Genomic DNA, 19,301 nt, shown 5'->3' with positions numbered 1-19,301 from the left:
CCCAGGCCGGGTGTCAGCAGCCACGAGACCGGCCGTCACCAGGTCTCGCGCTCGAGCGCGTAGTCCTGCAGGCTGCGCACCGTGTGCTCGGTGCCGATCGTCTCGATCGCGGCGACCGCCGCGCCGAGCTGGGCGATCGTCGTGAACAGCGGCTTGTCCGCCGCGACGGTGGCCGCACGGATCTCGTAGCCGTCCGCGCGCCCGGCCGCGCCGGAGGGCGTGTTGATGACGACGTCGACCTCGCCGCGGGCGAGCAGGTCGACGACGCTCTCGCCGCCCTCGCTGTACTTGCCCACGAGGGTGACCTCGATGCCGTTGCGGCGGAGGACCTCGGCGGTGCCCTCGGTCGCGGTGATCGTGAAGCCGAGCTGCTGGAGGCGGTGGATCGGCAGGACGACCTGGCGCTTGTCGGTGTCGGCGACGCTCACGAAGACGGTGCCGCTCGTCGGCAGGCCTCCGTACGCGGCGTCCTGCGACTTGAGGAACGCCCGCGGGAAGTCGCGGTCGATGCCCATGACCTCGCCCGTGGAGCGCATCTCGGGGCTGAGCACCGAGTCGACGACCTGGCCGTCGTGCGTCCGGAAGCGGCGGAAGGGCAGCACGGCCTCCTTGACGGCGACCGGGGCCTGCGCGGGCACCGACGAGCCGTCACGCTCGGGCAGGAGCCCCTCGGTGACGAGCTGGTCGATGCTCGTGCCCGTCATGATGCGGCTCGCGGCCTTGGCGAGCGGGATGCCGAGCGCCTTGGAGACGAACGGCACGGTGCGGCTCGCGCGCGGGTTCGCCTCGAGGACGTAGAGCACGCCGGCGCCGATGGCGAACTGGACGTTGAGCAGGCCCTGCACGCCGATGCCGCGCGCGATCCGCTCGGTCGCCTCGACCACGCCGCGGATCTCGGCCTTGCCGAGTCCGACCGGGGGCAGGGTGCACGCCGAGTCGCCGGAGTGGATGCCGGCCTCCTCGATGTGCTCCATGATGCCGCCGATGTAGAGGCGCTCCCCGTCGAAGAGGGCGTCGACGTCGATCTCCACCGCGTCGTCGAGGAAGCGGTCGACCAGGAGCGGGAGCTCCGGGCCGATGATCGCCTGGTCGGCCATCCGGTCGAAGTAGTCGGCGAGGGCCGTCGGGTCGTAGACGATCTCCATGCCGCGACCGCCGAGCACGAACGACGGGCGGACGAGGACCGGGTAGCCGATCTCCTCGGCCACGGCGGTCGCGCTCGCGAGGTCGTGCGCGGTCCCGTTGCGGGGCGCGAGGAGGCCCGCCTCGTCGAGGATCGCCGAGAACTGCCCGCGCTCCTCGGCGGAGTCGATCGCCGCGGGCGAGGTGCCGAGGATCGGGATCCCCGCTGCCTCGAGCGGCTTCGCGAGCCCGAGGGCCGTCTGGCCGCCGAGCTGCACGACCACGCCGACGAGCTCGCCGGACGCCGCCTCGGCCTCGATGACCTCGAGGACGTCCTCGGTGGTCAGCGGTTCGAAGTACAGGCGGTCCGACGTGTCGTAGTCGGTGGAGACGGTCTCCGGGTTGCAGTTGATCATGATCGTCTCGAACCCGGCGTCGCTCAGCGCGAAGGACGCGTGCACGCAGGAGTAGTCGAACTCCACGCCCTGGCCGATGCGGTTCGGACCGGAGCCGAGGATGACGACCTTCTTGCGGTCGCTCGCGACGACCTCGGTCTCTGTGTCGTACGACGAGTAGTGGTACGGCGTGAGGGCCGGGAACTCGCCGGCGCAGGTGTCGACGGTCTTGAAGACCGGACGGATGCCGAGCGCGTGCCGGGCGTCGCGCGCTTCCTGCTCGGAGATCCCCCGCAGGCTCGCGATCTGGGCGTCGCTGAAGCCGTGCTCCTTCGCCCAGCGCAGGGTGTCCGCGTCGAGCGTCTCCGCAGCGCGCACCTCGTCGGCGACCTCGTTGATGAGGACGATCTGGTCGATGAACCAGGGGTCGATCTTCGTGGCCTCGAAGACCTCGTCCGCGGTGGCGCCGGCGACGAGCGCCTGCTGCACCGTGACGATCCGGCCGTCCGTCGGGGTCTTCGACTTCTCCAGCAGCGCGTCCTTGTCGAGCTCGGCCGCCGGGGTGTCCCAGTGGAACGACGAGCCGCGCTTCTCGAGCGAGCGGAGCGACTTCTGCAGCGCCGTGGCGTAGTTCCGGCCGATCGCCATCGCCTCGCCGACGCTCTTCATCGTCGTGGTGAGGGTGGCGTCGGCGGCCGGGAACTTCTCGAACGCGAACCGCGGGGTCTTCACGACGACGTAGTCGAGCGTCGGCTCGAAGCTCGCCGGCGTCACCCGCGTGATGTCGTTCTGGATCTCGTCGAGGCGGTACCCGATGGCGAGCTTCGCGGCGATCTTCGCGATCGGGAAGCCCGTCGCCTTCGATGCCAGGGCCGACGAGCGCGACACGCGGGGGTTCATCTCGATGACGATGATCCGGCCGTTCGACGGGTCGACCGCGAACTGGATGTTGCAGCCACCGGTGTCGACGCCCACGCGGCGGATGATGTCGATGCCGATGTTCCGCATGTTCTGGTACTCGCGGTCCGTCAGCGTCAGGGCCGGGGCGACCGTGATCGAGTCGCCCGTGTGGACACCGACGGGGTCGACGTTCTCGATCGAGCAGATGACGACCGTGTTGTCGAAGTTGTCCCGCATGAGCTCGAGCTCGTACTCCTTCCAGCCGAGGATCGACTCCTCGAGCAGCACCTCGGTGGTCGGGCTGGACTGGAGGCCGTCACCGACGAAGCGGACGAGCTCCTCCTCGTTGTAGGCGAAGCCCGAGCCGAGGCCACCCATCGTGAAGGACGGGCGGACGACGAGCGGGTACCCGAGGTCGGCCGCGTACTCCTTGGCCTCGTCGAGGGTGTGCGCGATGTGGCTGCGGGCGACGTCGGCGCCGGACTCGAGCACGAGCTCCTTGAAGAGCTGGCGGTCCTCGCCGCGCTGGATCGCGTCGACCTTGGCGCCGATGAGCTCGACGCCGTACTTCTCGAGGATCCCCTCGGCGTCGAGCTTGATCGCCGCGTTGAGCGCCGTCTGGCCGCCGAGGGTCGGCAGGACCGCGTCGGGCTGCTCGATCTTGATGATCTCCTCGAGCGACGCGCTCGTGATCGGCTCGATGTAGGTCGCGTCGGCGAAGTCGGGGTCGGTCATGATCGTCGCCGGGTTCGGGTTGACGAGGATGACGCGGACGCCCTCGGCGCGGAGGACACGGCACGCCTGGGTGCCCGAGTAGTCGAACTCGGCGGCCTGCCCGATGACGATCGGGCCGGAGCCGATGACGAGGACGGAGTTGATGTCTGCGCGCTTCGGCATCAGTTGGCTTCCTTGGTGACGTCGGCTGCGGGGGTCGTGGCGTCGGCCGTGGCCGCGTCGAGCGGCCGGCCGTCGCGTCGGGCACGGACGAGGTCCGCGAACCGGTCGAACAGGTACATCGAGTCGTGCGGACCGGCCGCCGCCTCGGGGTGGTACTGCACGCTGAACGCGGGCACGTCGAGCGCGCGGAGGCCCTCGACGACCTGGTCGTTCAGGGAGTAGTGGGAGACCTCGACGCGGCCGAACCCGGCGGGCGACTCGATCACCTCCCCGAGGGGCGCGTCGACCGCGAAGCCGTGGTTCTGGCTCGTGATCTCGACCTTGCCCGTGGTGGTGTCGAGCACCGGCTGGTTGATGCCGCGGTGACCGAACGGCAGCTTGTACGTGCCGAAGCCGAGCGCGCGGCCGAGCAGCTGGTTGCCGAAGCAGATGCCGAAGAACGGGCGACCGGTCTTCAGGCTGTCCTGCAGGAGCTCCACCTGGGCGTCGCTCGCCGCCGGGTCGCCGGGGCCGTTCGAGTAGAACAACGCGTCGGGAGCCAGGGCTTCGAGCGCCTCGGCGGTGATGTCCTGCGGCACGACGTGCACCTCGAACCCGCGCTCGGCGAGGTACCGGGTGGTCGAGGCCTTCACGCCGAGGTCGAGCACGGCCAGCCGGCCGATCTGCTCGCCCACCGCGGGGACCACGTAGGTCTCGGGCGTGGACACCGTCGCGGAGAAGTTCGCACCGGTCATCGCGGCCTGGTCGCGGACGGCCGCGAGCTGCTCGTCCGCCGACAGGTCCGCCTCGGGGCCGCTGAACACGCCGCCCTTCATCGCGCCCGCGTCGCGGATCCGACGGGTGAGCGCCCGCGTGTCGACCCCGGAGATGCCCACGATGCCGTCACGGACGAGGTGGTCGTCCAGCGTGGCGTTCGCCCGGTGGTTCGACACGATCCGGCTGGGGTCGCGGACCACGTACCCGGCCACCCAGATGCGGCGGGACTCGGGGTCCTCGTCGTTCACACCCGTGTTGCCGATGTGCGGCGCGGTCTGCACCACGATCTGCCCGGCGTAGGACGGGTCGGTCAGCGTCTCCTGGTACCCGGTCATGCCGGTCGCGAAGACCACCTCACCCAGGGACCGGCCTCGGGCGCCGTACGCCCGTCCCTCGTAGCGGGTGCCGTCCTCGAGGACCAGTACGGCCCGTTCGCGTGTCATCAGTTCGTCCCTTCGCCCGCGGTATGCGGGTGCTCGTGCTTCGTCGTCGGTCCCTGCAGGGCGGCGAGTGCTGCTGCCGCGTCGCCCTCCGGGAACCGGAAGTAGGTGTCGAGGTCCGTCGCACCTGCGGCGCCGGTCGCCGTCCATCGCAGACGGACCAGTCCCCCGGGCTCGACCACTCGGTCGATGGCCCACGTGGCGCGGTCGGCGCCACGGACGGCGTCGGTCGCGACCCAGCGGTCGGGTGCCCCGGCGTGGTGCAGCACCACGCCGTGCTCGTGGACGGTCACGCCCCCGCGGCTGCGGAAGCCGAGACCGCCGGCGGTGATGCGCTCCAGCGGCTGGTCGGCGCGGGTCGTCGCGACGGTGAAGCCGTCCCACGACCCGACCTGCGGACCCGGGTCGGCCGGGACCGGGACGGGAGGCACGGCTGCGGCCTGCGCGCGGCTCCGGGTCCGCCAGGTGCGCGCCATCGCGAGGAACAGCAGGGCCACCAGGAGGAGGATGACTCCCCCGGTGAGCCACCGGGAGGCGTCGCCGCTCACCGTGCCGCCTCCCGGGCCGCGGCGGCGTGCGCCGCGACCGTCTCGGCTGCGCGCGCCGCGACCGTCTCGTCGTCGACGACCGCACCGTCGAGCACGGTCGGGTAGCCGTGGTGGAACGTCGCGACGACCCGGCCGGGCAGCCGCATGCCGAGGTACGGCGAGTTCTGCGACTGGCCGGCGAGGTCTGTCACGGCGAACTCCCGCGACGCGCTCGGGTCGTAGAGGGTGACCTCGGCCGGCGCGCCCTCGGCGATCCGCTGCCCGTGGCCCTCGACCTGGCCGATGCGTGCCGGCGCCTCGGAGAGCACGCGGGCGACGTCCGACCAGGCGAGCTGCCCGGAGTCGACCACGGCGGACTGCACGACGCTCAGCGCGGACTCGAGGCCGACCATGCCGTTCGCGGCGGCGGGCCACTCGCAGCACTTCGCCTCGGCGGTGTGCGGCGCGTGGTCGGTGGCGACGATGTCGATCGTGCCGTCTGCGAGGGCGGCCCGGAGCGCCTCGACGTCCTCGCGGGCACGGAGCGGCGGGTTGACCTTGTAGCGGGCGTCGTACCCCGGCGCGCCGTCGACGCCGGCGATGAGGTCCTCGGTCAGCACCAGGTGGTGCGGCGTGACCTCGGCCGTGACGTCGATCCCGCGGGACTTCGCCCACCGGATCACCTCGACGCTGCCCGCGGTCGAGACGTGGCAGACGTGCAGGCGTGCGCCGACGTGGTCGGCGAGCAGGACGTCGCGAGCGATGATCGCCTCCTCTGCCACGGCCGGCCAGCCCGCGAGGCCGAGCTCCGACGAGAGTCGACCCTCGTTCATCTGGGCGCCGAGCGTGAGCCGCGGCTCCTGGGCGTGCTGCGCGATGACACCGCCGAAGCCCTTGACGTACTCGAGCGCCCGACGCATGAGCAGCGGGTCCGCCACGCAGGAGCCGTCGTCCGAGAACACCCGGACCCGCGCGCGGCTCGTCGCCATCGCCCCGATCTCCGAGAGGTGGGTGCCCTGCAGGCCCTGCGACACCGCGCCGATCGGGCGGACCGTGACGTAGCCCGCGTCGTCCCCGAGCGCCTGCACCTGCTCGACCACGCCGGCGGTGTCCGCCACCGGGTTCGAGTTCGCCATCGCGTTCACGGCGGTGAACCCGCCGGCGGCCGCTGCGCGCGAGCCGGTGCGGACCGTCTCGGACTCCTCGCCGCCGGGTTCGCGGAGGTGGGTGTGCAGGTCCACGAGGCCGGGCAGGGCGATCAGCCCGTCGGCGTCGACGACCGTGGCGCCGGCCGTGTCGAGACCGGACCCGACCGCGGTGATGCGCCGTGCCTCCAGGCGGATGTCGGCGCGCGTGCCGTCGACCAGCTGCGCGCCGCGGATGAGGTGGGCGGTCATGCGACGGACTCCTTCGCGTCGTGGTCGCCCGTCAGGGCGAGGTAGAGGACGGCCATGCGCACGCTCACGCCGTTGGCGACCTGCTCGACGACCGTCGAGCGCGGGTCGTCGGCGGCGACGCCGGCGATCTCCAGGCCGCGGTTCATCGGGCCGGGGTGCATGATCAGCGTGCGCTCGGGGAGACCCGCGGCGCGAGCGGCCGTGAGGCCGAAGTGCCGCGTGTACTCGCGCTCGTTCGGGAAGAAGGCGTCGTGCATGCGCTCCTGCTGGATGCGGAGGAGCATCACGACGTCCGGGTCCTCGGCGAGGGCGACGTCGAGGTCGTGGTGGACCGCGGCGCCGAACGGGCGGTCCACGGCGGGCAGCAGCGTCGGCGGGGCGACGAACGTGACCTCGGCGCCGAGCGTGCGGAGGAGCCAGGCGTTGCTGCGTGCCACGCGGCTGTGCAGGACGTCGCCGACGATCGCGACGCGGACGCCGTCGAGGCCCTGGCCCCGGCTCGCCGCACCGTGCAGGCGGCGGCGCATCGTGAAGGCGTCGAGCAGGGCCTGCGTCGGGTGCTCGTGCGTGCCGTCGCCCGCGTTGACGACCGGGACGTCGATCCAGTCGGCGTCCGCGAGCACCCGCGGGGCGCCGGACGCGCCGTGGCGCATCACGATGCCGTCGATGCCCATCGCACCGAGGGTCTGGACGGTGTCCTTGAGCGATTCGCCCTTCGAGACGCTCGATCCCTTCGCCGCGAAGTTGATGACGTCGGCGGAGAGACGCTTGGCGGCCGCCTCGAACGAGATGCGGGTCCGGGTGGAGTCCTCGAAGAAGAGGTTCACGACCGTCTTGCCGCGGAGGGCTGGGAGCCGCTTGACCTCGCGCGTGTTGACCTCGGCCATCTCCTCGGCGACGTCGAGGATGTGGACGGCCTCGGCGCGGGAGAGGTCGGCGGTGGAGAGGAGGTGGCGCATCAGACAGCACCGCCCGACTGCGTCCCGCTCTGCGCGCTCTGCTCGCTCTGCTCGATGACGACCTCGTCCGCGCCGTCCGTCTCGGTCAGCCGCAGCGTGACCCGCTCGTCGGAGGCGGTCGGCAGGTTCTTGCCCACGTGGTCCGCGCGGATCGGGAGCTCGCGGTGGCCCCGGTCGACGAGCACGGCGAGCCGGACGGCGCGCGGCCGGCCGATGCCCTGCAGGGCGTCGAGCGCGGCCCGGACGGTGCGGCCGGAGTAGAGCACGTCGTCGACGAGCACGACGACCTTGCCGTCGATGCCGCTCGTCGGGATCGTCGTCCGGTGCGGCGCCCGCCCGATGCCGTGGCCGAGGTCGTCACGGTGCATCGTCACGTCGAGGGTGCCGAGCCGCTGCTCGCGGTCGGCCGCCCACTCGGGCTCGATGTCGGCCAGGATCGCGGCGAGGCGCTCCGCCAGGACGGCACCCCGTGTCGGGATGCCCAGGAGCACGAGGTCCGAGGCGCCGTGGTTGGCCTCGAGGATCTCGTGCGCGATGCGTGTCAAGGCACGCGTGATGTCGGTGTTCTGCAGGACCGTTCGGGTACCCACGCCGACCTCCTTCCCCGCCTCACCGGACGGACTTAAAGGACGCTGACGTGGTCAACCCTACCGGGACTCCTGGCCCCCTGCGACCGTCCGACCGGACGGTGCATCCTGCTGCTTCGACCCGCTGACCCGACCGCCGGCGACCGCCCCGAGCACACCGTTGACGAAGCCCGCGGACTCCTCGGTGGACAGGGACTGCGCGAGCTCGACGGCCTCGGCGATCGCGACGGCGTCGGGCACCTCGCTGTTGAAGCGGAGCTCCCACACGCCCATGCGGAGGATGCAGCGGTCGAGCACCGGCATCCGGGCGATCGACCAGCCCTGGGCGTGGTCGACGATCACGGAGTCGATCTCGTGCCGGGCCTCGTCCACACCCGTGACGATCTGCCGGGCGTAGTCCCAGCTCGAGGCGCGCTCGGGCTGGTCGAGGTGCCGGACGGTCTCCGTCGCGAGGACGTCCGCGATCGGCAGCTCGCGGACCTCCGCCACGTACAGCATGTCGAGGGCGCGCTTGCGGGCCTTCGAACGAGCACTCATACGGCGTCGCCTAGTTGTTGACGCGGCCGAGGAAGCTGCCGTCGCGCGTGTCGATCTTCACGGTGGTGCCGCTCTCCAGGTACAGCGGGACCTGGATGCGGTGACCGGTCGCGATGATCGTCGCGTCCTTCGTGCCACCGGACGAGCGGTCGCCCTGGAGACCCGGCTCGGTCTCGACCTCGGTGACGATCGACGTCGGGAGCTCGATGTACAGCGGGTTGCCCTCGTTCATCGCGATGGTGACCATGGCGGACTCGAGGAGGTAGTTCTTCGCGTCGCCGACGACGGTCTCCGAGACGGGGATCTGGTCGTAGGTGTCGGTGTCCATGAACACGTACGACTCGCCGTCCTGGTACAGGTACTGGTAGTCGCGGCGGTCGACGGTCGCGGTGTCGATCTTGGCGCCCGCGTTGAACGTGCGGTCCACGACCTTGCCGGAGACGACGTTCTTGAGCTTCGTGCGGACGAACGCACCGCCCTTGCCCGGCTTGACGTGCTGGAACTCGACGACCGACCAGAGCTGGCCGTCGATGATGAGAACGGCGCCGTTCTTGATGTCAGTGGTGCTCGCCATGGGTCTTCCGTTCGATGGTGTTGTGAAGGTCTCGCGGGCACTTCGGCCCGGCGCGGCGGTCGCTGGCCGGATCGGCGCGACGCCCCGACGAGTGTAGCGGACGGGTCCGCCCCGGCCGCCTCAGTCCCGCCGCCGCGCCCGCCACGCGTCGATCGCCGCCCACCCGAGCAGCACGACCGTCGCCCCGCCGAGCAGCCCGCCCGCCGCTCCCGTCGAGAGCACCGCCGACGGACGGGCCGGCAGGGTCAGGTACACGATCGACAGGATCCCGGCGCCCGACCCGAGCAGCACGAGCAGGATGCGCCGGATGAGCCCGGTCACGAGCCGGCGGTCCTGCCGGTCCCCGAACAGCCGGATGTTCACCGAGAGCCGCCCGGACTCGAGCGCCTCCGTGATGCGATCGACCCGACGTGGGAGCTTCCGCGCCGCGGACACGACGCCGAACAGCTCACGCACCGCGACGTCCCGCAGCGCCGACGGCCGCAGCTGGTCGCGGATCTGCTGCTTCGCGAGGTCCCGCGACTCCTCGAGGAGGTCGAACGAGGGCGTCAGCGTCCGGAGCGTGCCCTCGAAGATCGCGAGCGCCCGTGCCGCCGCCACGAAGTCCGGCGGTGGCTTCAGCCGGTAGCGCCCGAAGACCTCCACGGCGTCGTCCACGGTCTGCACGCCGATGCGGGCACCGGGACCGAGCTCGTCCGCGACGAAGCGCGCGATGTCCCGACGGAAGTCGACCTCGTCGCGGGCATCGCGCACGGGAGCCATCCGCAGGACGTTGTCGGCGATCCGGGCCGTGTCGTCCTGGAGGTAGCCGGCCAGCAGTTCCTGGACCGTGTCCCGGAGACCGGGGTCGAGCCTCCCGACCGATCCGAAGTCGATCAACGCGGGCCGGCCGTCGGGCAGGAGCACGACGTTCCCCGGGTGGAGGTCCGCGTGGTACAGGCCGTCGAAGACCACCTGCCGCAGGAACGCGCGGAGGATCGCGCGCATCGGCGCGTCGAGGTCGCGGTCCGACCGCTCGGCGCGCAGCGCGCTGAGCGTGTCGCCCTCGAGGAACTCCATCACGAGCACGCGACGACCGGACAGCTCCGGGTACGGCACCGGGAGGTACACCTCGTCGGGACGGGCACTCCTGGCCTGCGCGGCGCGGAGCGCGGCGAGGTTCCGGGCCTCGGAGGAGAAGTCGACCTGCCGCACCAGGTCCGCCGCGTACTGCGCCGCCACGTCGACGACGCCGACCTGCCGCGCCTCCGTGCTCGTCCGCGCCAGGAACCGCACGACCCGCAGCGCGATGTCGACGTCGCGACGGACGGCGGTGTCGATGCCGGGCCGTTGCACCTTGACCGCGACCTCGGTGCCGTCGTGCAGGCGCGCACGGTGGACCTGCGCGATCGACGCGGCGGCGACGGGCTCCGGGTCGAACGACGCGAAGACCTCGTCGACGGGTGCGTGCAGTTCCGTCGCGAGGAGCTCGGCGACCTGGCCGGCCGGCGCGGGCGTCACGTTCCGCTGCAGGTGGGCGAGCCCCTCGGTCCACTCGTCCGGGAGCAGGTCGTCGCGGGTGGAGAGCAGCTGCCCCATCTTCACGAACCCGCCGCCGGCCTCCTCGAGGGCTCGGCGCAGGTGTTCGGCCTGGTCACGCCGCAGGTCGCTCGTTCCCGGATCCCGGGAGAAGTCGAGGCGGCGGAACGGGACGAGGTGGTGACGTCGGGCGATGCGCAGGAGCTCAGCGAAGCGGCGGCCGCGGGTTCGCAGGCTGCCGACGTCCGCGTCCTGCTGGCCGAGGTCACTCAGGCGGGGCGGGGTGGGCACCGACCCAGTGTGCTCCCGTGGCCTGGGTCCGGCAGGTGCGGTGCGGGTACGAGGACGGTCCCTGCACAGCCGGGAGGCACGGCGCGCGTTCCACAGGTCGGCTCGCGTCGCGTCCGTGGCCGGCGCGTGCGACGGAGGATCGGGGCATGGAGACAGCACTCGTCAGCGCGGTCATCGCCGCGGTCGCCGCGATCTGCGCCGCCGTCGTCAGTTGGTTCGGCGCGTTCCAGTCGCGCAGGGTGGCGAACCGCGACCACGCCTGGCGGAGGTTCGTCTGGTCGATCGGCGACCGCAAGTCCCGGGCGGAGTACGACATCTCGATCGCTGTGCTCCGGCAACTCGAGCACGTAGCGTGGTGGTCCAGGCCAGACCGTGAACTCGCGACGCGAGCGCTGCGCCGGGTGGCTCGCACGCCTGTTCGGGACGACGGCTCTCCTGACCGGACCGACGACCCCGCGGAGGATCGCTGATGCCCATCCTGAAGCCACTGCCCGATGCGATGGACCCCGATCGTGACGACGACGAGTACTGGGCGTACGAGAACGGCGCCACGGTGCCGGAGTACCTGGAGTGGCGTCGCACCAATGTCCTCACCGTGTCGATGCGGGTGAAGTGGTGGTGGCGGCGGACCCGGCGCGTCCTGCGCTGAGTCCGCCCACGCACTCGCCGTCCGGCTAGACGCCGACCTCCTGGTACGCAGTGAAGAGCAGGTGGTCCTCCGGCCCCTCGAGCGTCGTCGGCTTGCCGACCCCGTCGAGGATGATGAAGCGCAGCATGCCCGCGCGCGCCTTCTTGTCGCGGCGCATCGTCGCGAGCAGGCCCTCCCAGCGTCCGATGCCGTACGAGGTGGGCAGTTCGAGCGACTCCAGGATCGAGCGGTGCCGATCGACCGTCGCGTCGTCGAGGTGCCCGGTGAGCCGCGCGAGCTCGGCGGCGAAGACCATGCCGACCGCCACCGCTGCGCCGTGCCGCCACTGGTACCGCTCGGCGTGCTCGATGGCGTGGCCGAGCGTGTGCCCGTAGTTGAGGATCTCCCGCCGACCCTGCTCGGTGAAGTCGTCCGAGACCACCTGCGCCTTGAGCTCGATCGCCAGCTCGACGACACGGCGGAACTCCGGCGTGGTCGGGTCTGTCACGCGCGCGACGTCGGCCTCGATCACGTCGAGGATCTCCGGGACGGCGATGAACCCGGCCTTCACGATCTCGGCGAACCCGGTGAGGATCTCGTTGCGCGGGAGGGAGCGGACGAGGTCGAGGTCGGCGACGACCGCACGCGGTGCGAAGAACGCGCCGACGAGGTTCTTGCCCTCGTTGGTGTTGATCCCCGTCTTGCCACCCACACTCGCGTCGACCATGCCGAGCACGCTCGTCGGGATCGCGATGTACGGCACGCCGCGCAGCCAGGTCGCGGCGACGAAGCCGGCGAGGTCGGTGACGGCTCCCCCGCCGAGCCCGATCACGGCGTCGGTGCGCGTGAAGTCCGACTGCCCCATGATCTGCCAGCAGAACGCCGCGACCTCGACGCGCTTCGCGCCCTCGGCGTCGGGGACCTCGGCGATGAGTGCCTCGATCCCGGCGTCGACGAGCAGCGCGCGGAGGTCGTTCGCGCGTGCGCCGAGCGTCGGCGCGTGCACGATGAGGACCTTCGCGACCCTGGAGCCGAGCAGCGCGGGCACGGAGGCGAGCAGCCCGTTGCCGACCGCGACGACGTAGCCGTCATCGCCGCCGACGCGGATCTCGGTGGTGCCCTCGGGCAGGACGGCTTCGGTCACGGGGTCGCTCCTGGTTCGTTCGTGTGCGGTGCTGCTGCGCCGGGCGCGCCTGGTGCGGTCGCACCCGCCTGCTGTTCGTGATCGCGGACCCAGGCGACGACGTCCGCCACGACGTGGGACATCGGCCGGCGCGAGGTGTCGAGGACGACGTGAGCGAGTTCGGCGTAGGTCGCGGCACGCTCGTCCATGATGGTCTGCCACGCGTCGATCCCGCCCTGGGCGAGCAGCGGACGGTCGCTCCCGGCGATCCGGTCGGCCACCGCCTCGGGCGACACCGTGAGGAGCACGATCCGTGCCCCTGCGAGCGCCTCGCGGGTGGCCGCGTGCGTCACGGCCCCGCCCCCGACGGCGACCACCCCACCGCTGGTGACGGCGTCGCGGACGGCGGCGGCCTCGAGCTCACGGAACGCAGGCTCGCCGCGCGTCTCGAAGATCGTCGGGATCGGGCCGTGGTCGCGGACGATCACCCGGTCGGTGTCGGTGAACGGCACGTCGAGGGCCTTCGCGACGCGCTTGCCCACGGTCGACTTGCCCGCGCCCATCGGGCCGATGACGACCACCGGCGCCGAGAGCCGACCCGAGCGTGTCGCGCCGGCTCGCGGTCCGCCGCTCACAGGACGGGTGTGGTGTCCGCCGACTCGGTACGACGGGAACGGAGCGTCTCGGGGATCGACGCGAGGTACGCGTCGAGGTTCCGCTTCGTCTCCGCCACGCTGTCGCCGCCGAACTTCTCGAGGACCGCGTCGGCGAGGACGAGCGCGACCATCGCCTCGGCGACGACGCCCGAAGCGGGGACGGCGCAGACGTCGGAACGCTGGTGGTGCGCGGAGGCGTCCTCCCCCGTCGTGACGTCGATGGTGTGCAGCGCGTGCGGCACGGTCGCGATCGGCTTCATGCCGGCGCGGACCCGCAGCACGGTCCCCGTGGACATGCCGCCCTCGGTGCCGCCGGCACGGTCGGTGGTCCGGACGATCTCGCCGTCCTCGCGGTAGAGCTCGTCGTGGGCCTCGGAGCCGCGGCGACCGGCGGTCGCGAAGCCGTCGCCGACCTCGACCCCCTTGATCGCCTGGATGCCCATGATCGCTGCGGCGAGACGGGCGTCGAGTCGTCGGTCCCACTGCACGTGCGACCCGAGCCCAGGCGGCACGCCGTAGAAGAGGACCTCGACGACGCCGCCGAGGGTGTCGCCGTCCTTCTTCGCGGCTTCGACCTCGGTGACCATCCGCGCCGAGGTCTCCGCGTCGAAGCAGCGCAGCTGGTCATCGTCGAGACGGTCGACGTCGTCGGGGAGCGGCAGGGCCGTGCCGTCCGGGACACGGACGGTCCCGACCTGGAGCGTGTGCGCCACCGATCGCATGCCGAGCTCGGCGAGGAAGGACTTCGCGACGGCGCCGAGTGCCACGCGGGCGGCGGTCTCGCGTGCGGAGGCGCGTTCGAGGATCGGGCGGGCCTCGTCGAAGCCGTACTTCTGCATCCCGACGAGGTCGGCGTGACCGGGTCGCGGGCGGGTCAGCGGCGCCGAGCGCCCACGCGACATCTCGGTCTGCTCGATCGGCTCGGGGCTCATGACCTCGACCCACTTCGGCCACTCGGTGTTGCCGATGCGGATCGCGATCGGGCTGCCGAGGGAGTAGCCGTGCCGCACACCGCCGGACACGTGCAGCTCGTCCTGCTCGAACTTCATGCGGGAGCCCCGGCCGTACCCGAGCTTGCGGCGCGCGAGGTCGGTACGAATGGACTCGAACGACACCGGGACACCCGCGGGCAGACCCTCGAGCATCGCGATCAGTTCGGGTCCGTGGGACTCACCAGCAGTCAACCAACGAAGCATGGTGCCAATTCTCCCACAGCGGGGTCGTGTGCGACGCCGGGCCTACTGGTAGTCGGGGTGCGCCCGCAGCCACGCCTGGAACTTCGCCACCGCGACCTGGTGCTCGGCGTAGGTGTCCGAGAACACCGTCTCGCCGGTCTCGAGGTTCACCGTCACGAAGTACAGCCACTTGCCCTGCGCCATGTTCGTCACGGCCTTGATCGCGATGTCGCCCGGGTTCGAGATCGGTGCCGGCGGCAGCCCCTTGTGCACGTAGGTGTTGTACTCGTTCGAGGCGTCGTCCCGCTCGGCGTCGGTCGTGGTCACGCGGTGCGTGTTCCCGGTCCCGTACGCGACGGTGGCGTCGGACTGCAGCGGCATGTCGATGTCGAGCCGGTTCTGGAAGACCCGCGCGACCTTCGGGTAGTCCGCCGCGAGGCCGGCCTCCTTCTGCACGAGCGACGCGAAGACGATCACGCGCTCCTGGTCGCCCTCGGCCACGCCTGCGGACGCCAGGTGTTCCTTCATGGTGTCGACCATGGACTGGAAGTACTGCTTCGCGGTCCACCCCGGGTTGATCGGGTAGGTCGCCGGGAAGAGCCACCCCTCGAGGGTCTTCGCGTTCGCCGGGAGCCCGTAAGCGGAGACGTCCTTCGCGGCGGCCGAGACCTCGGCCTCGGTGAGACCGGCCTTCGAGACCATGCCTGCCTCGATGTCCTTCAGCGCCGTGCCCTCGGGGATGACGATCGACGCCTTCACGGCGTTCGACGGGTCCTGCAGCGCCGCGAGGGCCGCCTTCGAGCTCATCTCCTTCTTCAGGGTGTACGAGCCGGGCTGGAACTGCACCTCGGGCGACTGCAGCAGGAGCTTGTAGAAGACCTTCGAGCTCTTCACGACGTCGCTGCGCTGGAGGGTCTTCGCGACGTCCTCGCCGATGTCACCCTGTCGGATGGTGATGGTGACCTTGCCGGTCCCGTCGCCGCTGTAGTCGTCCGACTCCTGCGCTCCGGTGACGGCGGCGACGACCTGCTGGATCTTCGGCGCGATGAACCCGTACCCGGCGACCCCGCCGGCGAGGACGATCGCCACGATCACGATCCCTGCGATGAGCGGTCCGCGGCGGCGCGGTGGTCGCGGTTCGCGACCCGGTCTGGAGGCACGGCCTCCCCCGCCACGCCCCTCGCCGGCTCCTGCTGCCGTGGCTCGTGCCACCTCGTCCTGCGGCACGACGTGCTCACCGGTGAGCAGGGCGGTCACCTCGGGGTGCAGCTCGTCGGCGCTGGTCGCGACGGGTGCGTCGGCCGGCGACACCGGACGGTCACGGTCACGTCGCGTGACCGGCGGAGACTGGTCGTCGACGGGATCGGCGTCCAGGCGCTGCTCGTCGACGGGCTGGGCACCCCCACGCTGCTGGTCGCCACGCTGCCCGTCGGGGCCGGCGTCCGCGTGCTGCTGCTCCGCGGCTGCGGCGCGTTCGGCCTCTCGTGCGCGCGCCTCTCGGCGTGACAGCGGGCGATCGTCGTCCGACGCGGCGTCGTCGCCGGGTCGTCGCCGCCCGCCGTCACCGGCGGGCGAGATGATCGCGTTCCAGTCCAGGTCGTCTGCCAACGGATCCTCTGGTCTCTCGTTCGGGGACTCCACCTGGGACACCGCGATCGGCAGCGGTCCGTCGGAACCCGCTCATCGCTGGGCTCGTCCGTCAGGGGAGCTCGGCCCCTGGTGGGGCGCCGGACGCACGCTCGTGGTCGAGCGCGTGTTGCAGAATGATAACAGCGGCCGCTTGGTCGATCACGGCGCGGGACTTCTTCGTGTTCCGCCCGGCCTGGTGCAGGCCGCGCTGTGCCGTGACGGTCGACAGCCGCTCGTCCACGAGCCGGACCGGACGGTGCTCGGCGATCCGGGCGGCGAACACCCGCGCGTCCTCGGTCGACGGAGTGTCTCCGCCGGACATCGACAGCGGCAGCCCGACGACCACCTCGAGGACGTCGTACTCGTCCGCGATCGCGAGGATCCGCCCGAGGTCGGTCTTGTCGTCGCGGCGGACGGTCTCGACCGGCGTCGCGAGCAGCCCGTCGCGGTCGCACACGGCGACCCCGATCCGGGCACGGCCGACGTCGATGCCGAGCCGTCGCCCGGACCGGATCGCCACGCTCAGCCAGCCAGGCGGGCGGTCACGGCTCGGAGCGCCGCGGGCAGCGCCGCCGCGTCCGTGCCGCCGCCCTGGGCGAGGTCGGGCTTGCCGCCGCCTCCGCCGCCGAGGACGCCGGCGGCCTCCTTGGCGAGCGGGCCGGCCTGGACGCCCGCGGCGCGTGCCGCGTCGTTCGTCGCGACGATGACCACCGGCTTCTCGTTCACGACGGCGCCGAGCACGACGACGGCCGCACCGTCGCCGAGCTGCGCACGGACCCCGGTCGCGAGGGACCGGAGGTCGTCGCCCGACTGGACACCGTCGACTTTCTCCGCCACGACGGTCGTGGCGCCGACGGTCGACGCCGTCCGCGCGATCGCCGGCACGCGCTGCTGCAGGTTCGCCGACTCGAACTCGGCGATCCGCTTCTGCGCGGTCTTCAGGTCGTCCATGAGGGACTGGATGCGCGTCGGGAGGTCCTCTCGCGGGGCCTTGAGCGCGCTCGACAGCTGGGACACGATCGTCCGCTCGACCGCGAGGTCACGGAAGCCCTCGAGTCCGACGAGGGCCTCGACGCGGCGGTTCGTCGAACCGACGCTCGACTCCCCCACGAGGTTGACGAGTCCGACCTGCGCGCTCGACGCCACGTGGGTGCCACCGCAGAGCTCGCGCGACCACGGGCCGCCGATGTCGACCATGCGGACCTCGGCGCCGTACTTCTCGCCGAACAGCGCCTGCGCACCGAGTTCCTTCGCCTCGGCCAGCGGGAGCACGCGCGTCGAGACCTCGAGGTCCGAGCGGATCGCGTTGTTCACGACGTCCTCGATCTCGGAGCGCGTCTCGAGCGACACCGGCTGCGACCAGGAGAAGTCGAGACGCATGTAGCCGGACTTGTTGTACGAGCCGGCCTGCAGCGCCTCCGGGCCGAGGATGTCCCGCAGCGCCGCGTTCACGAGGTGCGTCGCGGAGTGGGCCTGGGTCGCACCGCGGCGGTACTCCGCGTCGACCACGGTCGTGGCGGCGTCGCCGACACCGACCTCGCCCGAGCGGACCTGCACGGTGTGGCTCCAGAGCCCGGTCACCGGGCGCTGGACGTCGAGGACCTCGAGGTCGAAGCCGTTGCCGATGATCGAGCCCTGGTCGGCGTCCTGACCGCCGGACTCCGCGTACAGCGAGGTCTCGCCGAGGACGACCTCGGCGATGTCGCCCGCGACCGCACGGTCCACGCTGACGCCGTCGACGATGATGCCCAGGACGGAGGTCTCGGCCTCGAGCGCGTCGTACCCGAGGAACGTCGTCTCGCCCTTGGCCCGGAACGCGCTGTAGACGCTGAGGTCCGCCAGGGCGGTCTTCTTGCTCTTCGCGTCCGCCTTCGCACGGGCACGCTGCTCGGACATCAGGGTGTCGAAGGCGCCACGGTCGACGTCGACCCCGGCCTCCTCGGCCATCTCGAGCGTCAGGTCGATCGGGAAGCCGAACGTGTCGTGCAGCAGGAACGCGGTGTCGCCGCCGATCGCGGGCTTGCCGTCCGCCTTCGCACGTTCGACCGCCACGTCGAGGATCGTCGTGCCCTGCGCCAGCGTGCGGAGGAAGGTCTCCTCCTCCGCGTAGGCGATGCGGGCGATGCGGTCGTAGTCGGACGCGACCTCCGGGTAGGCGTCCTGCATCGCGTCGCGCGACGCCGGGAAGAGCTGCGGGAACGTCGCGCCCTCGACGCCGAGGAGCCGCATGGCGCGCACCGTGCGGCGGAGGAGGCGACGGAGGATGTAGCCGCGCCCCTCGTTCGACGGCGAGACACCGTCGGCGATGAGCATGAGCGCCGAGCGGACGTGGTCGGCGATGACGCGCATCCGGACGTCGTCCTCGTGCACGGCGCCGTACCGGCGGCCGGAGACCTCCGCCGCCTTGTCGAGGACCGGGCGCACCTGGTCGATCTCGTACATGTTGTCGACGCCCTGCTTGATGAACGCGACGCGCTCCAGGCCCATGCCGGTGTCGATGTTCTTGTTCGGCAGTTCACCGGTGATCTCGAAGTCGTACTTCGACCGCACGTCGGCGATCTGGTACTGCATGAAGACGAGGTTCCAGATCTCGACGTAGCGGTCGTCGTCCGTCGCCGGGCCGCCGTCGATGCCGTACGCCGGGCCGCGGTCGAAGAAGATCTCCGAGCACGGGCCGGCCGGACCGGGCTGCCCGGTCGACCAGTAGTTGGTGTCCTTGCCGAGCCGCTGGATCCGCTCGTCGGGCAGGGACGAGTGCCGCTTCCAGAACGCGATCGCCTCGTCGTCGTCCTCGTACACCGTGACCCACAGGTCGTCGGGCGAGAAGCCGAGGCCGCCGTCGGACTCCGGCGTCGTCAGGAGTTCCCAGGCGTACTGGATCGCCTGCTCCTTGAAGTAGTCGCCGAACGAGAAGTTGCCGTTCATCTGGAAGAACGTGCCGTGGCGCGGGGTCTTGCCGACCTCTTCGATGTCGTTCGTGCGGATGCACTTCTGCACGCTCGTCGCCCGCGGGTACGGCGCCGGGACGAGCCCGGTGAGGTACGGGATGAACGGGACCATGCCGGCCACCGTGAACAGGAGCGACGGGTCGTCCGAGACGAGCGACGCGGACGGGACGACGGTGTGCCCGCGGTCGCCGAAGAACTGGAGCCAACGGCGGCGGATCTCTGCGGTCTGCATGGTGCTTCCT

General features: G+C 71.5%; 17 protein-coding genes. 2 read left to right on the top strand and 15 right to left on the bottom strand.

What is annotated here, in order from left to right; genetic code table 11:
* Nucleotides 1–35: 35 nt before the first annotated feature.
* The 9 genes from carB to QPJ90_RS13005 form a co-directional block, all read right to left on the bottom strand.
* On the bottom strand, nt 36–3,314 hold the full coding sequence (carB, locus tag QPJ90_RS13045) for a carbamoyl-phosphate synthase large subunit (protein WP_290131620.1): 3,279 nt from the start codon (nt 3,312–3,314) through the stop codon (nt 36–38).
* Nucleotides 3,314–4,513 carry a glutamine-hydrolyzing carbamoyl-phosphate synthase small subunit gene (gene carA, locus QPJ90_RS13040; RefSeq protein ID WP_290131619.1) on the bottom strand — a complete coding sequence of 400 codons (1,200 nt, stop codon included), beginning with the start codon at nt 4,511–4,513 and terminating at the stop codon, nt 3,314–3,316. Before carA ends, carB begins: the two co-directional genes overlap by 1 nt.
* Nucleotides 4,513–5,058 (bottom strand): hypothetical protein, encoded by a 546-nt coding sequence (locus tag QPJ90_RS13035; protein ID WP_290131618.1) that lies wholly within the window; start codon nt 5,056–5,058, stop codon nt 4,513–4,515. Before QPJ90_RS13035 ends, carA begins: the two co-directional genes overlap by 1 nt.
* Nucleotides 5,055–6,434, bottom strand: a complete 1,380-nt coding sequence (locus QPJ90_RS13030; protein WP_290131617.1) for a dihydroorotase — start codon at nt 6,432–6,434, stop codon at nt 5,055–5,057. Before QPJ90_RS13030 ends, QPJ90_RS13035 begins: the two co-directional genes overlap by 4 nt.
* Complete coding sequence (locus QPJ90_RS13025; protein ID WP_290131616.1) at nt 6,431–7,393, bottom strand: aspartate carbamoyltransferase catalytic subunit; 963 nt, start codon at nt 7,391–7,393, stop codon at nt 6,431–6,433. Before QPJ90_RS13025 ends, QPJ90_RS13030 begins: the two co-directional genes overlap by 4 nt.
* Nucleotides 7,393–7,983 carry a bifunctional pyr operon transcriptional regulator/uracil phosphoribosyltransferase PyrR gene (pyrR, locus tag QPJ90_RS13020; RefSeq protein WP_290131615.1) on the bottom strand — a complete coding sequence of 197 codons (591 nt, stop codon included), beginning with the start codon at nt 7,981–7,983 and terminating at the stop codon, nt 7,393–7,395. Before pyrR ends, QPJ90_RS13025 begins: the two co-directional genes overlap by 1 nt.
* A 57-nt stretch (nt 7,984–8,040) precedes the next feature.
* Nucleotides 8,041–8,517 (bottom strand): transcription antitermination factor NusB, encoded by a 477-nt coding sequence (gene nusB / locus QPJ90_RS13015; RefSeq protein WP_290131614.1) that lies wholly within the window; start codon nt 8,515–8,517, stop codon nt 8,041–8,043.
* Nucleotides 8,518–8,527: 10 nt separating this feature from the next.
* Nucleotides 8,528–9,091, bottom strand: a complete 564-nt coding sequence (gene efp, locus QPJ90_RS13010) for an elongation factor P (protein ID WP_290131613.1) — start codon at nt 9,089–9,091, stop codon at nt 8,528–8,530.
* Between the two features lie 120 nt (nt 9,092–9,211).
* The gene (locus tag QPJ90_RS13005; protein ID WP_290131612.1) at nt 9,212–10,900 is read right to left on the bottom strand and encodes an AarF/UbiB family protein; all 1,689 of its coding nucleotides are present in this window, start codon (nt 10,898–10,900) and stop codon (nt 9,212–9,214) included.
* Nucleotides 10,901–11,046: 146 nt separating this feature from the next.
* Between QPJ90_RS13005 and QPJ90_RS13000 the strand changes: the two genes are divergently transcribed.
* Both QPJ90_RS13000 and QPJ90_RS12995 read left to right on the top strand, forming a co-directional pair.
* A complete protein-coding gene (locus tag QPJ90_RS13000) occupies nt 11,047–11,370 on the top strand; it encodes a hypothetical protein (protein WP_290131611.1) in 324 nt (107 codons plus the stop codon).
* Nucleotides 11,370–11,549 (top strand): hypothetical protein, encoded by a 180-nt coding sequence (locus QPJ90_RS12995; RefSeq protein ID WP_290131610.1) that lies wholly within the window; start codon nt 11,370–11,372, stop codon nt 11,547–11,549. Before QPJ90_RS13000 ends, QPJ90_RS12995 begins: the two co-directional genes overlap by 1 nt.
* A gap of 25 nt (nt 11,550–11,574) precedes the next feature.
* Here the strand turns inward: QPJ90_RS12995 and aroB are convergent, their stop codons facing one another.
* The 6 genes from aroB to alaS all read right to left on the bottom strand — a co-directional run bounded on the left by aroB (nt 11,575) and on the right by alaS (nt 19,291).
* A complete protein-coding gene (gene aroB / locus QPJ90_RS12990; RefSeq protein ID WP_290134233.1) occupies nt 11,575–12,657 on the bottom strand; it encodes a 3-dehydroquinate synthase in 1,083 nt (360 codons plus the stop codon).
* 11 nt (nt 12,658–12,668) lie between these two features.
* A complete protein-coding gene (locus tag QPJ90_RS12985) occupies nt 12,669–13,214 on the bottom strand; it encodes a shikimate kinase (RefSeq protein WP_290134232.1) in 546 nt (181 codons plus the stop codon).
* A 68-nt stretch (nt 13,215–13,282) separates the two neighbouring features.
* Nucleotides 13,283–14,503 carry a chorismate synthase gene (gene aroC, locus QPJ90_RS12980; protein ID WP_290131609.1) on the bottom strand — a complete coding sequence of 407 codons (1,221 nt, stop codon included), beginning with the start codon at nt 14,501–14,503 and terminating at the stop codon, nt 13,283–13,285.
* A gap of 42 nt (nt 14,504–14,545) precedes the next feature.
* Nucleotides 14,546–16,090 carry an endolytic transglycosylase MltG gene (mltG, locus tag QPJ90_RS12975; protein ID WP_290131608.1) on the bottom strand — a complete coding sequence of 515 codons (1,545 nt, stop codon included), beginning with the start codon at nt 16,088–16,090 and terminating at the stop codon, nt 14,546–14,548.
* Between the two features lie 91 nt (nt 16,091–16,181).
* Nucleotides 16,182–16,625, bottom strand: a complete 444-nt coding sequence (gene ruvX / locus QPJ90_RS12970) for a Holliday junction resolvase RuvX (RefSeq protein WP_290134231.1) — start codon at nt 16,623–16,625, stop codon at nt 16,182–16,184.
* Nucleotides 16,626–16,633: 8 nt separating this feature from the next.
* Nucleotides 16,634–19,291 (bottom strand): alanine--tRNA ligase, encoded by a 2,658-nt coding sequence (gene alaS, locus QPJ90_RS12965; protein WP_290131607.1) that lies wholly within the window; start codon nt 19,289–19,291, stop codon nt 16,634–16,636.
* Nucleotides 19,292–19,301: the final 10 nt, after the last annotated feature.

It is taken from the genome of Curtobacterium sp. 458 (assembly GCF_030406605.1).
In the GTDB taxonomy this organism is placed as follows: Bacteria; Actinomycetota; Actinomycetes; order Actinomycetales; family Microbacteriaceae; genus Curtobacterium.
The sequence above is the reverse complement of the archived record's forward strand: the minus strand, read 5'-3'. Positions and strand labels throughout refer to the sequence as shown.